The following is a 13,169-nucleotide window of genomic DNA, read 5'->3' as shown; positions in this document are numbered from 1 at the left end:
ATTTTTCAAGATTTTTAGGGAACGAATCAGCCCTGCTTATTAAGGGGGGCTAGGGGGGATTAAAATTATAAGCAACTTTAAAATACTTGTATGTACACGCCCTGTCTTAATAACAAGCTAAAATACTTTATTAATTTTTACGTAAAACGAGGGCTAAACTTTTTAATAATTTCTTTTAAATCGAGATAATAAGCATCATCCTCTTCTTGTAAAGCATCAACTAGAGAAAGCAGTTTCTGCGCTGACTTAAAACAAATATTATATGTGGTGTTTTTGGATTGGTACCTACACCACAACGCACACTCACCTCTTCATCTTTTGCTAATTTTTCAATAAGTGAAGTAGGGCAATTCTGATTTTGTGTAACACGTAAACGTGTTTCAGCAAATTTATCCTCTGCAAGTCTTTCCAAAGCCCATACTGGTGTTAATTTACTTCTCGCTAAATTTTGGCGAATTACCTCGTTTGAACATTTAATTGCCCACTCTATGAAAAAGGAAGGTAACTCATAATCTATAAAAACATAAAGATTTCTACAACAAAGGTCTTCATAAAAGTTAGGATTTTCCAATAATAATAAATATTAATTAAAATGGATTTTCATCATAGTCAAAGTAGTAGTCTACGCGCTCTTTGAGTGTCCAAGCTGCAATAAAACAAATCGTTTCGTTTTGGTCTTGAGCTAGTTTTGTTAAAGTTTTACGACTTGACTTAGTGTTTTTTGCTACGGCTGTACGAACACAAATTTCTTCGTCTCGTGCGAGTTGCATCAGTAAGCTTTGAGGTGTGTTTGAATTACTGGCTACTGCAACACGTATATTGGTATCTTGATGATTAACAGCCCATTCTAAAAATGATTCGGGTAATTTATATTCTTGAATAATTTTAATATCACATTTCATCAGCTTTTCAAGTAATTCATTTACAGCGTGTTGAGGAGTATTAGGATTTTGAGCGGCCCCGAAGCGGACTATTCCATTTATGTCTTGGATTAATTTCTCTAACGCATGACTTGGTGTTTTGGTGTGTTCTGCAATCTTCGCACGAACTTCATAACTTTTATCTGCTGCAAGCTCTAATAACGCGCGTTCGGGAGTATGGGGATTTTCTGCAATTGCAAGACGAACCTTTTTACTCTTATCTTCTGCTAGCTGTGTCAACGTGTCGGTATTAGCACGATGATTTGCCGCGACCTGATAACGTACATCTAAACTTGTATCTTGAGCAAGCTGTGCTAAAAAAAACTGAGATGTATTCTCATTACCAGCAACGGTTTTACGAATTCCTTCATCTGAACAATTTACTGCCCATTCAAGGAATAATGACGGTAAAGTGTCTTCATTAAAAATATAAGGGTTAGTTTGATATAACTCTTTGAAAAAATCAGGATTTTCGAGCAAAAGAAGCTCAATAACAGGATTTTTGAGTACTTGGTGCGGAAATTCAATAAATAGTTCTATTAGTAAATCTGGGGGTGTATTTGGGTTGCTTGCAATGAGTTTACGGACTAATCCATTATGAGTGTCTGCTAACTTCCTAAGTTCTTCAGAAGGGGTCGTCGCATTAATTGCTTGTTTCTCAATAGCTTGTTTCATTGGACTGGAATAATGTAAGGGTTTGTTGCTCTTACCTTTTATTATTCCCACGAATTTTAATAAGACTTAGATTCCCGAAAACTTTTACAATTTCGAGAATCTAATTCATCAAATTTTTAAGAAACTCACTTTCTGAGCAAATAATAATCTAAGCAGATAATAAACGGACGCTTTCGCCGAACGGAAATTGTTCTAAATTCATTCCACCTGGTGTGACTACCCATAACACAGGTAGTTGCGGCGCCTCTTCAGGGAAAAGACCATATCCATCCGTAAGATAAACACATACTGCTTGTGCGTGTCCGTCCCAGCGTTCTACTACTTTGTCAAAGAATGGTATAAATGATGTACCCCCTCCTCCCTGTGGTTTTGGAAAGGGACTATCAGGATTAAGTTCGTAGGGGCCATAAGCATCAGCGTCAACGTAATATAACTCACACTTAAGGTGAGGGTAAGAACGTAAGATACCGCAAACCTCACTCAAAAATAGCCCCAGTTCTTCGCCACCAATCGAGCCGCTAGTATCAATCGCAACGTAAACTATTACTGACTCACCTTGTAATGCCTCTAAATATAGTCCCCGTCCAACGAACCTACGGTCAAAACCAGTAAAGTCGGTTGGTGTTTGAACCAAATAACGCCACAAATACGAGCGCCAGTCTATCTGTGGTTTTGTAACATTACTTAATTCGCGCTCAATACCTGCGGGTATATTACCTTGTTTTGATGACCGAGCAATTACTGCTGCTTGTTGTAGTGCATTACGCCAGTGTGCTTCTAATGCTGCTCTACGCGCGCTAGACATACTGTCGCCTTCGTTACCTGAACCATCTTTTGAATCACCGTCTGGGGCTTCTAGTAAATCAGCTAGGCCAGCACCACCAGCTTCCCACATTTGCTTATATTTTTCTGCGTCTTTAGAAAGAATCTCATATATTTCCTCAACGCTAAGATGTTCCAACTTCTTGTCACGCAAACCACCTTCTGGCAGTTCAAAATAACCTTGCTGCATAATAATGCCGTTAATAACAATATCAGCAGCAAAGTTCCATAATATAGCGTCGCGTACACCTCGACGAGGTACATGGAGTAATGCAGCGTGCAACACCTCGTGTAGCAAGACTCCATCGAGTTGTGCGGGTGGTAGAGCAAGTAAAAATTCTGAATTATAGTATATATCCTTACCGTCGGTTGCAGCAGTTTGATAATGGGGAGCATTAATAAAACGCGCGAACAAAGCCAAAGTCGCAAAAAACGGTGACTTTGTTCGCAACCGTATAAGTGAAGCGCTAATCAATTTTTGAATATCTTGTGTCATAAAAAATGCGAGGGATTTAAGATTTGCTCATACCGATTAATTGGTAATATTCCTGAATAAATTTCTGTAAATCGTTGTCTTCTTTGGCTAAGGTCGCGAAAACACCCATATGACCTTTGGTACGCATCATTGGTAACAAGTCAGCAATGAAAAACTGTACCCACTCTGTTGCAGCTTTATTACTCAGCCACTTATAAGCGTTATATCCTTGTTTTGCATCTGCCGCGCGTACTGTTAAACCGATAGCTGTTGCATATCGCGCGCTTGGTTCTTTTGGGAAAGCTATCTTACTACCTTTACCTTCGAGAATAGGCGCCAAGCTAGGTAAAGTTTGGTAAACTTCCAAGTAAGCTGTAAATTCAGCGGTTGCACCTTTACCAACAGCGGGAGAAGTATCAAGTCCAGCATAATGTAGATGGCTCGCCATTTCCCAGGAACGCGGGGTTGGAAATGCAGGTTGCTGAGGGTCAATTTTGTGTAGCAACGTGGAACGGAACGAGAGAAATGCAATAATTTGTTCGTGTAGTTGCTTTTCCAATGCGTATGCTTTAAAACTATCAAAATCTACTTCGACTTCCAAATGTAGAAATCTGTTCGCTAACGGCGCCGGCATGTCAAATACTGCTGCACGGTCTTCTTTACGGTTTCCAGCAGCCCAAATAAACCAACCCTCTGGCACAGTATAACTACCGACTCGACGGTCTAAAATTAATTGTTGTGCAACTCCTTGCATCGCAGGTGGCGCCATATTTAATTCATCTAAGAAAAAAATACCTTTACCATCACGAGGTAGAAACTCAGGTGGAAACCACTTGGAAATACCATCCTCTGCAACAGGTAGTCCACGTAAATCAGTTGGCGCCAGTTGTGACAAACGCAAATCGACAAAATTAATTTCGTGTTCTTGTGCGAGTTGTCCGACAATGCTAGATTTACCAATACCTGGAGGACCCCAAATCATTGTACTGATTTGAAGATTTTTGGCAACCAAGTTATTTAAATAGGTTTTGAGTTGGCTAGGTGTCATAATTTTAATTTTAGATATTACGTTTTTTTAGAGCCTGAAGTGCTGCACTCCGAACTTCTGGGTTGTTATCCCTAGACAACTCGATTAAAATATCGGTTGATATATCAGGATGTCGAGTAGCATAAAGACGGTCGAACTCAATGTAACTTTTAGCGAATGCTGCAATTAATGTCTGCCGCATTTCTACTGAAGTATTAGGATGTGCGAGCAACAACCAGTTAAACCCAGTTAAACGCGCTAGATACTCCAATACCTTCACAGGTGTATTTGGGTTCTGAGCAACGAATATACTGCACTGCCAATCATGACCTAACATTTCTAGAACATTGGCAGGTGTGTTAATATGGCTCGCAACTGCCCGTCTAACTTCTATTTCTGTGTCCATTGATAACGTTTCTAGCACAGAATTTGGCGTATTTGGATTATGAGCAACAGCTAACCGTACTTCCTTAGATGCATCGCGCCACAGTACTTGCTGCAATAATTCACGATTAGCATTTGGATACTGGGCAACTAGTAAGTCATGGGAACAAGTTTCAGCTATATGTCCAAGAACAGATGCTGGGGCAAGAAACAGTTAGATAATTATTGTCCATATATTACCAAATCTACTCAATATGGGTAGACTGTGACTTAGAAATAATCGCTTATGGTAGCATCACGCTCCCTAACAATTTCCTACGGACATAAAACGCAATTTCCTGCATGTACGTGTACGTAGTGTTCATAAGAAAGTGTACGCTTATGTAATTGTCGATGACTCCAGGTTTTATTCGTTATAGCTAATGGCCTAGCTTCATGCATGTCATTACTTGTAAAGCCGTCCCCAGTGTTAATTTTCTTAAATCAACTTGACATCTCCACATTATTTGATTTATATACACATATAGTACATAAGTGTATTGGTAATAGCAATGCCGCAAATCTACCAGTCTTACGTCACTCAAATTTCTAACGGACTTGCCAAAGAGCAGAGCGCAATCGAGATGTTAGAAAAATTCTCGCTAGTTGCTTTTGACATGTCAAAGATGGCGTTGATTGGCTTGGAAAGCGGCATGGATAAAAGTAAGCTAAACACTCAGATTCAACAAAGTTTTAATGTAAATAAGCGTCATGCGAATAGCGTGATCAGCTTTGTTGCTGGAGAATTAAAATCGACAGAAGAATCTCACAAAAGACATAAGGCAAATCAGCGCGCGTTGTAATCGCAAGTTTTACTTTCTTATCACCTTACGAACAGCAACATCATTATCAAGAGCCAACTGCCGTAGCAACTTAGGTGGCGCCGTCACATCAATGCCCTATTCCAGAGGAGTTTGATGCATCGTAATTTTCCTTGTCCTCTACAGTTGTGAGTCAAGTCGGTGTCATTTATATACGTATATATTAAGTGTATTATTTTACATGGTTAAACATTGAATTACTAGCTACATACGCTACAAAGGCGCCTGTATCAAAAACTTTCTTGTAGAATTAGTTTCTTATAAAATAAAATATATATCTTGTGATGTATCTTGTGGAACGGGCATCCCTGCCCGTTACATATAAAGTTGAAATACCAAAAATAAAATTAGAATACCTTCATTAAAAGGTTTTTCATATTGATCTTGTGCTAAAACTTCTAAAATGTAATTAGGTGTATTATGATTTTCTGCTACTAAGCGTAACACATTAATATCTGTATCTTTTGATAAGAATTCTAAAGCTGTTGGTGGTACAAACTTATTTTCTGCTACCTCCCAACGAACATGTAAATTTTTATCAAGAGCCAATAGATTTAGTATATATGTATTTTGTGTTTCTCTTGCAACACAGCAGCGAATAGCAAAATCATTAGAAAAGGCTAATTGTTCTAAAATAATTTTACTCAGGCTAGGAGTTGTTACTGGATTTAATGCAACTGTTAGGCGAACACTTTCGTCTTTATCCCGTGATAGTATTCCTAAATATCTTAGTGTTGTTTTAGAGCTTTTTGCTACATAAAAGCGAACTTGTTTATTTGGATGGCTTATTGCCCAATTCATAAAAAAGTCTGGTAAATTATCTAACTCAAAGATAACGTCACAATTAACATGCTCAATTGGAACCAATTTATCTAAAAGATTAGGAGTTTCTAATATGAGTAATTGAATAGCTAAATTATTTAATACTTCAATTGGGTATTTACCAAATAGTTCTTCTAGTATGTGTGGCGGTGTGTTAGGATTTTGAGCGACAGCTTCAATAACTCTGTTATGACGGCTTTTTGCTAGGGAGCATAAACATTCTGCTGGTGTACCATCGTATGAAGCTAGTTCCAGAAGCCGTTCTACAGGTGTACTATTGTTCAGTATTTCTTCTAATAGTGCAGGTTGCATATCTTTACTTGAATACCTTCACTATTTATTTTTCCCTGTTGAAAGGCAACAATTTCAACGTTAACAATTTATTTGTCTCTTGTAGGTTTTCAAGATGCTAGTACATAATGGCGGAAATAAAGCGACCATTTTAAATGGTTGAAAAGGCTATTTTATAAGCTTTCTTTCTTTTGCATTTTTATCGTATCACATGCTTATAGAGACGAAAATAAGGGCAGCAATTCTTTATAATTGCTGCCCTAAAATAATAGTAATTATCCCGCGCGCTTCATTTAAGCAGGAATCAAAACTGTATCGATAACATGAATAACACCGTTATCAGCTTCAACATCTGGTGTAACAACAGTAGCGTCGTTTATTTTTACACCACCATTGGATGCGTCAACTTTTACTTCGCTTCCTTCAACGGTAGCAGCTGAACTAAGCTTCACTACATCTGTTGAAAGTACTTTACCTGACACAACATGATAAGTCAGAATCTTTGTAAGTTGGGGAATGTCTTGAAGCAGTGAGTCAACTGTACCTGCTGGTAATTTTGCAAATGCTTCATCAGTAGGAGCAAACACTGTGAATGGTCCGGCGCCTTTGAGGGTGTCTACTAAATTAGCAGCTTGGACTGCTGCAACTAAAGTATTAAATGAACCTGCACTTACAGCGGTATCAACGATGTCAGCCATGTGTTTGGTGGTTTATTGTATATTTCGTTACGAACTTAACATTGTCTTTAGTATTCTGAATATCTATCTTTAGATAGGTTAAATTAATAAAATTACTGCGATAACAAAACGTTAATATAAACTTAACTATACTTTGTATCTTTGGGTAGAGGTAAAAATATTAGTTAAGATTTAACTAATATTAAAATATGTATTTGTTGCTTATATTAATGATAGATTTAACTTTATTGGCGTCGAATTAATATGGCTGTAATTAACAAAATAATTGATATTGAAACGCATGAAGGTATAAATATTCACAACATTACTCCACAAGTTGAATCAGTTGTGGCATCGACTTGCATACAAAATGGTTATGTGTTAGTATTTTCTCGTCATACAACTACTGCATTAGCTGTTAACGAGAACGAAAAAAGATTACTGGAAGATATTAAAGTATTTTTAGAAAAACTGGCGCCATTAAACGACCGTTATTTACACAATGATTTACACTTAAGACCGAATATTCCGCCTGATGAGCCAAGAAATGCTCATTCGCATTTAATGGCGATGATGCTCAATAATGCTGAAATTATTCCAATTGTAGATGGAAAGTTGGGTTTGGGCACTTATCAATCTATTTTATTTTTTGAATTAGACGGTGCCCGTAACCGTACTGTTTTATGCCAAGTTTCCGGAGAATAGTTGATGTATTTTATTTACAATCCCAATTAATTAATGAATTTTCGTGTAAAAGCTGTTGAAGTGGTTCCAATGCACTAGTTTGCTTTTGGACATAGGCGCCGATAAATAAACCGATAGTCTCTGCTATTAACCAACGAGTTGATTCTACAGGTTGAGCTGGAGGAAAATCAACAGAGTTTCTAGCGGTGGTAGAATCGAGAGGATGTGCAATTGCAAAATGATTTGCTCCCTCTAATAAAAGAACATAGCTGTCATTTCGACCACCGATAACACCTTCGCTCCAAGTACGCCTTACAGGTGTAGTTGCATCAAGTTCTTCAACAGCGTACATTTCACTGCTCGATACAATAACACCATCGTTAGTACCACCCAAAAGTAATAAAGGCAATTTATCTGGTAGTGGTAAGATTGTATTAGGTGGATAACCCTGTATAATATAACCCATGCTGTGTGTACCGTATGCAAAGGAAGCGACGACTTGAGGAAAAATTTGCGGATTCGCGTTTTCAATTGCAATCCTACCACCAGCAGAGTGTCCACCTAAAACAATACGTTCTAAATCTAATAATCCTGCGAGAACTCCTTGCGTTTGAAACTGTTCGAGTTTAAAAAGCAGCGTTGATAACGTTACACTTGTTGCTTTAGTTCCATAAACATCGGGTTTTAATGCAGCAAAATCTCCACCCGGTGTTAAATTTACATTTCCTGCAAACTCTTCTGCAACAAAATTGAATGTCACTACTACCAACCCACGTTCGGCAAGACTTTCTGCCAACCATTGATACACAAAACTTTCACAGTTATACCCATTGAAAAATATTACAACTGGAAAAGGCGCCTTCTCTGGATTTGCTGGTAAAGTTAAAGATGCTTTTGCCTCTTCGCTGCTTATTTCTGCTGCTGGGTAAAAAACTTTTAAGAAAATTGTATCAAAGGGGGGTTGAAAGTTTGGTATTTTCGTAACTTCAAAGTATGCGCGAACAGTCATAGGCTTCTTGAGATCAGAAAATAAATATATTAACTCAAATCGAATATCTCGAATTCAAACTGCCCAAATAACATATTTTTATCTACTGCCGATAAAATTTTGTTGTCCGCACGCGTATCTATAGTACGGCAAACTTTTGCGGCAACATCAGCACGATGGATACTTCCAATTATACGAGTATCTTCCGTTAATACAGCGTTACCTGTAGCTGGTTCTGATTTTAAACCACCTGGACGAACTATAGTATACGTCAAACCACTGTTAATTAAGTACTGTTCAGCTTTATCTTTTTCGATTAATACTGGTTGCAATACTGCTAAAGTTTGAGGAGAAAGTGCTGAGACGCTGTTCCCAGTTCCAATTGAGGTTACTAGTATAAATTTTTTCACATCCTTAGCAACCGCAGCATCAATTAAATTCTTATTGCCTGGATAGTCAGGTTTAACGCCATCTTGAGGTAAACCACCGATGGTACTAATTACAACATCAATCGATTTTGACTGTATCGCACGATTAAGGTCATCTGGTATCATCGCATCTCCGATCACAACAGAAACACCCATTTCTTCAAGCTCCGTGCGGGATGCTTCGCTTCGCAGCAACGCGGTGACGTGATGACCTTGTGTGGTGAGACACTTAACAATTTCCCTACCAACACCACGACTTGCACCAGCTAAAAAAATTGAACTTGTCATTGTTAATCGCGATTAATAATTATTGTACAAATAGAAACTGGGATTGTTGCCACTCCAATGCTAGAAACTATTAATATTAGAGCATCAACCGTGCATAACATCCCCCAAGTATTAATTATCCATGCCCCTGTCGCGCCTAGTTACCCTAATTGTAGGTTTAATCGTCATTCTGGCTATGAGCTTGTGGCTGATTGACTCACTTTCCCGACTTTACTGGCAGTTGTCTTACTCTTCTCCCTTGCTGGGCAACTTGCTGTTATTACTGCTTGTTCTCTTGGTGGGGGCACTAATCGCAGCATTTGTTTACTATGTCATCGTAATTCAAAACGGTGATCAAAAACGCCGTGCAAGAGAGCGGCGCCGTGTTACACCTGCTGAAATTCCTGCTGCAAAGTCCGAAGCTGCATCTTCAACGCTGCAAGCTGTGCGTCAGCAAGTTTCCCAAATACAAGACGAAGTTACACGTCAAGCATTATTAAGTAAATCTAAAGAAATTGAGGCAAACTTAGCGCGCGGAGAAATTCAGGTTGTGGTGTTTGGTACAGGAAGCGCGGGTAAAACATCGCTTGTAAATGCCATAATGGGGCGGATGGTTGGCAGAGTTGATGCACCAATGGGTACAACTACCGTAGGTGAAACTTACTGTTTGCGGTTGAAAGGGTTGGAACGTAAGATTTTGATTACTGATACACCTGGTATTTTAGAAGCAGGAGTAGCAGGAACCGAAAGAGAACAACTCGCGCGTGGGTTAGCAACCGAAGCCGATTTATTATTATTTGTAGTAGATAATGATTTACGACGTTCAGAATATCAACCTTTAAAAGCTTTAGCAGAAATAGGTAAACGCTCGATTCTGGTTCTCAACAAAACTGATTTATACACAGACGAAGACAAAGAAGCCATAGTCGCAAGGTTACGTGAGCGCGTGCGTGGGTTTATTTCAACAAACGACGTAGTAACAATTTCCGCAAATCCTCAATCTGTTGAATTAGAGAACGGCGAACTTATTAAACCAGAGCCTGAAGTGTTACCATTATTACGTAGAATGGCAGCAATATTACGAGCCGAAGGAGAAGATTTAGTTGCCGATAATATTCTCTTACAGTCATTACGTTTAGGAGAAGAAGCTCGTAAACTTATTGATACCCAACGGCGCCGTACTGCCGATAAAATAGTCGAGCGCTTCCAATGGATAGGAGCAGGTGTAGTATCAGTTACACCATTACCAGTAGTAGACTTGTTAGCAACAGCAGCAGTAAACGCTCAAATGGTAGTAGAAATTGGGCGAATATATGGTTGTGAATTAAATACCGAACGTGGACGCGAACTTGCACTTTCACTTGCCAAAACTATCGCGGGTTTGGGTATTGTAAAAGGCGCCTTAGAATTACTATCAACAGCGCTACAACTCAACATTGGTACATTTGTAATAGGTAGAGCAATTCAAGGTGTAACAGCTGCCTATTTAACGAGAATAGCAGGTAAAAGCTTTATTGAGTATTTTCGTAATGACCAAGACTGGGGTGATGGTGGAATGACCGAAGTAGTACAGCGTCAATTTCAACTTAACCGTCGCGACGAGTTTGTAAGAGCATTTATCCAAGAAGCAATAGCCAAAGTAGTAAAACCATTAGCAGATAAAGCTACTGCTGTGATGGATGAAGTCGATGAAAAACTAGATAAATAATAAGGTTGTAGTACAATTGAAGGGTCAGCTACCAATTATTTGCCAAAATCCCGCAGAAAATTCTTTAATTAATTTAATTTACTTTCAAAAATTTAAACGTAAAATCCGAATGTTTTGGCGCTGACACAAGTGGACAACATATTATTTTGCGGATAAAGTGATGGGTGCCTCCAGAGATAATACATAAACACTGCTTTGAGGAATTTGGACGATACGAGTATTTTCTTCAGTACGTAAACCTGAAACAATACCAACCGCGCTACCTAGCATGGCACCTCTATCAAACTGTTCAGGGTCGCCTTGTCCCATAAATCCCATAACACTACCGCCGAGTCTACCAAAAATAGAACCAGTTTCTCTAGCTTTATCGTTTGCGCGTTTACTGGTAATAGTAGTACCGGGAATTACTTGGCTTGAGGCAATAATTTTTACTATTTTACCTTTTACTACCAATGATTGAGCAATAATTTTGGCGCCGCCCTTAGCAGGTTTAAGAACGATAGTTACGGGAGTATTTTCTGGTACTAATACATTACCTTGGCTATCTTGAATTGCTTGTGCTAAAGGAACAGTTAAAGGAAATTCTTGTTTTTGTCCTACATCTACAGTAATAGGCGCCGGGAATGAAACTATAATTGCAGTATCTTGAGGAATTGAAATTTGTTGACTTGGAGTAACAACGGCTTGAGGTTGCGTTTTTGCTGGATTTTTTACAGTTTGAGCGTTAGCTGGTAGTATAGAAGTTAGTAAAGAAATACAAGCTAAACTCAATAACATTTGCTTTTTCATAGTTTTTAGTCCTTTATATGTAAGTAATCTTTAATAAGGTGTGTATCGCTTCATTCATCTATATGTCTGGCGCCTGTTGTTTATTTTCTTTTTAACCAATTCCATCCAGAACCTTCACGATAAAGCCAGTAGTTTCCTTGTGGCGGTTCGTAGTCGGTGTAGGAGTTATTTGGCAATCTGATTTTGACACTACGACAATTGCCTTCAATTTCAATCGTTATATAATTTGGTGTTTCCAGTAACCTGTCTCGAATAAAGCTTCGTTCGTCTCTACCCTTATTCAAGCAAAGTATACGAATTACTGAGTTTGTACTATTAGGATTATCTATTATGTAGGGAAGAATTTGAGAATCAGCAATATTTAGTTTTTGTGCATTTGCTCTTAGGTTAGGCGCCCATAAAACTAAACATGTGGCAAATACAATTTTTGATTGAATTTTCATGGTTATATTGGGATGGTTACCTTTATTGCGTTGATCAAAGACGTGACATGTCACGTCTCTACATTTAATGGATTATTTATTTTCTAATAATTGGTTTACTTGTTGACCTCGGCGCCCTGTTTTAATTTCGTAACGACGGGTGAGGTTATCTTGATAATTCATATCTCTTGCTGCGGCAGAATTTACAAATGCATCACAGTTTTTACCTTTAGCTACTGTGGAAGAACTGCTGCTATTTTTCTCGTTGCGGTTGTTGCGAATATCTTTAGAATCGCTGTTATTTTGGCTACCTTGACTACTACCACTACCATTGGCACCGACAATTCCTAGAACATTGAAACCACCTCCACCACCGTCATTATGGCTTTTTGAAGAACTTGAGCGTGTGCTTGTAGAGTTTGCTAGTGCCAGTTCAGTTGCGCTTGTACGGGTGTTATTACCCAAGCTAACATCACTACATAAAGCGCGCGGGTCATTCGCTAGCGTTTTTTGGTCAACCCAAGATTGATGATCTCCTAAACCTTGAACTTCGCTGTTACCATTAGGAGTACTTGCAGGTGTACTAGTAGCATTCCCTGCTGCGTTACCTACGGGGATGGGTTTAAATACACCACCACTTGCATTTCCAAAAGGATTAGCACTAGCAGGTACAGCGGAAGCAAAGAGAGTAGCAGCAGCAATTAAAGAACCAGTGAGTTGACGTAATTTCATTGTATTTACTTAATTTATAAGTTAGTTTGTTTACTATGGGTTTTGTTCCCTTCACTCACTTCTATGTAAGGGTTGTATAGTTTATGCACGCTGCTAAAAAACTTTTTTTCAATATTTTTGTTGGTGAGAGCATTTATATAGCCTTTCCTAAGCTGGTGAGGTACAATAACAGCAATGAGCAAACCAATTACGAATGTC

16 protein-coding genes are annotated in these 13,169 nt (G+C 38.6%); 3 read left to right on the top strand and 13 right to left on the bottom strand.

What is annotated here, in order from left to right; translation table 11 throughout:
* Positions 1-220 precede the first annotated feature (220 nt).
* The 5 genes from AC2JBO_RS35925 to AC2JBO_RS35905 form a co-directional block, all read right to left on the bottom strand.
* Positions 221-571, bottom strand: coding sequence for a hypothetical protein (locus AC2JBO_RS35925; protein WP_496958420.1), 351 nt, complete (start codon positions 569-571; stop codon positions 221-223).
* Between the two features lie 16 nt (positions 572-587).
* Positions 588-1,595: a HEAT repeat domain-containing protein gene (locus AC2JBO_RS35920; RefSeq protein ID WP_496958419.1), complete on the bottom strand. Its 1,008-nt coding sequence runs from the start codon at positions 1,593-1,595 to the stop codon at positions 588-590.
* A 148-nt stretch (positions 1,596-1,743) separates the two neighbouring features.
* Positions 1,744-2,913 carry a vWA domain-containing protein gene (locus tag AC2JBO_RS35915; RefSeq protein ID WP_496958418.1) on the bottom strand — a complete coding sequence of 390 codons (1,170 nt, stop codon included), beginning with the start codon at positions 2,911-2,913 and terminating at the stop codon, positions 1,744-1,746.
* A gap of 16 nt (positions 2,914-2,929) precedes the next feature.
* Positions 2,930-3,940, bottom strand: coding sequence for an AAA family ATPase (locus AC2JBO_RS35910; RefSeq protein ID WP_496958417.1), 1,011 nt, complete (start codon positions 3,938-3,940; stop codon positions 2,930-2,932).
* Between the two features lie 10 nt (positions 3,941-3,950).
* The gene (locus tag AC2JBO_RS35905) at positions 3,951-4,421 is read right to left on the bottom strand and encodes a hypothetical protein (RefSeq protein ID WP_496958416.1); all 471 of its coding nucleotides are present in this window, start codon (positions 4,419-4,421) and stop codon (positions 3,951-3,953) included.
* Positions 4,422-4,854: 433 nt separating this feature from the next.
* On the opposite strand from AC2JBO_RS35905, the gene AC2JBO_RS35900 reads away from it, so the two are divergent.
* Positions 4,855-5,145: a hypothetical protein gene (locus AC2JBO_RS35900; protein WP_496958415.1), complete on the top strand. Its 291-nt coding sequence runs from the start codon at positions 4,855-4,857 to the stop codon at positions 5,143-5,145.
* A 333-nt stretch (positions 5,146-5,478) separates the two neighbouring features.
* Here the strand turns inward: AC2JBO_RS35900 and AC2JBO_RS35895 are convergent, their stop codons facing one another.
* Together AC2JBO_RS35895 and AC2JBO_RS35890 are read right to left on the bottom strand one after the other, a co-directional pair.
* Positions 5,479-6,297 carry a hypothetical protein gene (locus AC2JBO_RS35895; RefSeq protein WP_496958414.1) on the bottom strand — a complete coding sequence of 273 codons (819 nt, stop codon included), beginning with the start codon at positions 6,295-6,297 and terminating at the stop codon, positions 5,479-5,481.
* 272 nt (positions 6,298-6,569) lie between these two features.
* A complete protein-coding gene (locus tag AC2JBO_RS35890) occupies positions 6,570-6,974 on the bottom strand; it encodes a fasciclin domain-containing protein (protein WP_496958413.1) in 405 nt (134 codons plus the stop codon).
* 243 nt (positions 6,975-7,217) lie between these two features.
* Here AC2JBO_RS35890 and AC2JBO_RS35885 point away from each other — a divergent pair, with 243 nt between their 5' ends.
* Positions 7,218-7,658, top strand: a complete 441-nt coding sequence (locus tag AC2JBO_RS35885) for a secondary thiamine-phosphate synthase enzyme YjbQ (protein ID WP_496958412.1) — start codon at positions 7,218-7,220, stop codon at positions 7,656-7,658.
* Positions 7,659-7,668: 10 nt separating this feature from the next.
* On the opposite strand, the gene AC2JBO_RS35880 is transcribed toward AC2JBO_RS35885, so the two are convergent.
* Both AC2JBO_RS35880 and AC2JBO_RS35875 read right to left on the bottom strand, forming a co-directional pair.
* Complete coding sequence (locus AC2JBO_RS35880; protein WP_496958411.1) at positions 7,669-8,646, bottom strand: alpha/beta hydrolase; 978 nt, start codon at positions 8,644-8,646, stop codon at positions 7,669-7,671.
* 29 nt (positions 8,647-8,675) lie between these two features.
* Positions 8,676-9,341 (bottom strand): SDR family oxidoreductase, encoded by a 666-nt coding sequence (locus AC2JBO_RS35875; RefSeq protein WP_496958410.1) that lies wholly within the window; start codon positions 9,339-9,341, stop codon positions 8,676-8,678.
* A gap of 121 nt (positions 9,342-9,462) precedes the next feature.
* Between AC2JBO_RS35875 and AC2JBO_RS35870 the strand changes: the two genes are divergently transcribed.
* Positions 9,463-11,028 carry a YcjF family protein gene (locus tag AC2JBO_RS35870; RefSeq protein WP_496958409.1) on the top strand — a complete coding sequence of 522 codons (1,566 nt, stop codon included), beginning with the start codon at positions 9,463-9,465 and terminating at the stop codon, positions 11,026-11,028.
* A gap of 141 nt (positions 11,029-11,169) precedes the next feature.
* On the opposite strand, the gene AC2JBO_RS35865 is transcribed toward AC2JBO_RS35870, so the two are convergent.
* The 4 genes from AC2JBO_RS35865 to AC2JBO_RS35850 form a co-directional block, all read right to left on the bottom strand.
* Complete coding sequence (locus AC2JBO_RS35865) at positions 11,170-11,817, bottom strand: hypothetical protein (protein WP_496958408.1); 648 nt, start codon at positions 11,815-11,817, stop codon at positions 11,170-11,172.
* An 80-nt stretch (positions 11,818-11,897) separates the two neighbouring features.
* Positions 11,898-12,260 (bottom strand): hypothetical protein, encoded by a 363-nt coding sequence (locus tag AC2JBO_RS35860; RefSeq protein ID WP_496958407.1) that lies wholly within the window; start codon positions 12,258-12,260, stop codon positions 11,898-11,900.
* A gap of 72 nt (positions 12,261-12,332) precedes the next feature.
* Complete coding sequence (locus AC2JBO_RS35855; RefSeq protein WP_496958406.1) at positions 12,333-12,971, bottom strand: hypothetical protein; 639 nt, start codon at positions 12,969-12,971, stop codon at positions 12,333-12,335.
* Positions 12,972-12,985: 14 nt separating this feature from the next.
* A partial coding sequence (locus tag AC2JBO_RS35850) for a hypothetical protein (protein ID WP_496958405.1) occupies positions 12,986-13,169 on the bottom strand: 184 nt, incomplete at its 5' end.

The sequence above is a fragment of the Calothrix sp. CBUCES-K 9914 genome (assembly GCF_059640475.1).
Note: the sequence above shows the minus strand (reverse complement) of the source record. Positions and strands in the feature narration are given on the sequence as shown.

Excerpts from the sequence above, each read along its gene's own strand:
- AC2JBO_RS35920 (WP_496958419.1), bottom strand. The coding sequence starts at position 1,595 with ATGAAACAAGCTATTGAGAAACAAGCAATTAATGCGACGACCCCTTCT.
- AC2JBO_RS35915 (WP_496958418.1), bottom strand. The coding sequence starts at position 2,913 with ATGACACAAGATATTCAAAAATTGATTAGCGCTTCACTTATACGGTTG.
- AC2JBO_RS35910 (WP_496958417.1), bottom strand. The coding sequence starts at position 3,940 with ATGACACCTAGCCAACTCAAAACCTATTTAAATAACTTGGTTGCCAAA.
- AC2JBO_RS35900 (WP_496958415.1), top strand. The coding sequence starts at position 4,855 with ATGCCGCAAATCTACCAGTCTTACGTCACTCAAATTTCTAACGGACTT.
- AC2JBO_RS35895 (WP_496958414.1), bottom strand. The coding sequence starts at position 6,297 with ATGCAACCTGCACTATTAGAAGAAATACTGAACAATAGTACACCTGTA.
- AC2JBO_RS35890 (WP_496958413.1), bottom strand. The coding sequence starts at position 6,974 with ATGGCTGACATCGTTGATACCGCTGTAAGTGCAGGTTCATTTAATACT.
- AC2JBO_RS35885 (WP_496958412.1), top strand. The coding sequence starts at position 7,218 with ATGGCTGTAATTAACAAAATAATTGATATTGAAACGCATGAAGGTATA.
- AC2JBO_RS35880 (WP_496958411.1), bottom strand. The coding sequence starts at position 8,646 with ATGACTGTTCGCGCATACTTTGAAGTTACGAAAATACCAAACTTTCAA.
- AC2JBO_RS35875 (WP_496958410.1), bottom strand. The coding sequence starts at position 9,341 with ATGACAAGTTCAATTTTTTTAGCTGGTGCAAGTCGTGGTGTTGGTAGG.
- AC2JBO_RS35870 (WP_496958409.1), top strand. The coding sequence starts at position 9,463 with ATGCCCCTGTCGCGCCTAGTTACCCTAATTGTAGGTTTAATCGTCATT.
- AC2JBO_RS35865 (WP_496958408.1), bottom strand. The coding sequence starts at position 11,817 with ATGAAAAAGCAAATGTTATTGAGTTTAGCTTGTATTTCTTTACTAACT.
- AC2JBO_RS35860 (WP_496958407.1), bottom strand. The coding sequence starts at position 12,260 with ATGAAAATTCAATCAAAAATTGTATTTGCCACATGTTTAGTTTTATGG.
- AC2JBO_RS35855 (WP_496958406.1), bottom strand. The coding sequence starts at position 12,971 with ATGAAATTACGTCAACTCACTGGTTCTTTAATTGCTGCTGCTACTCTC.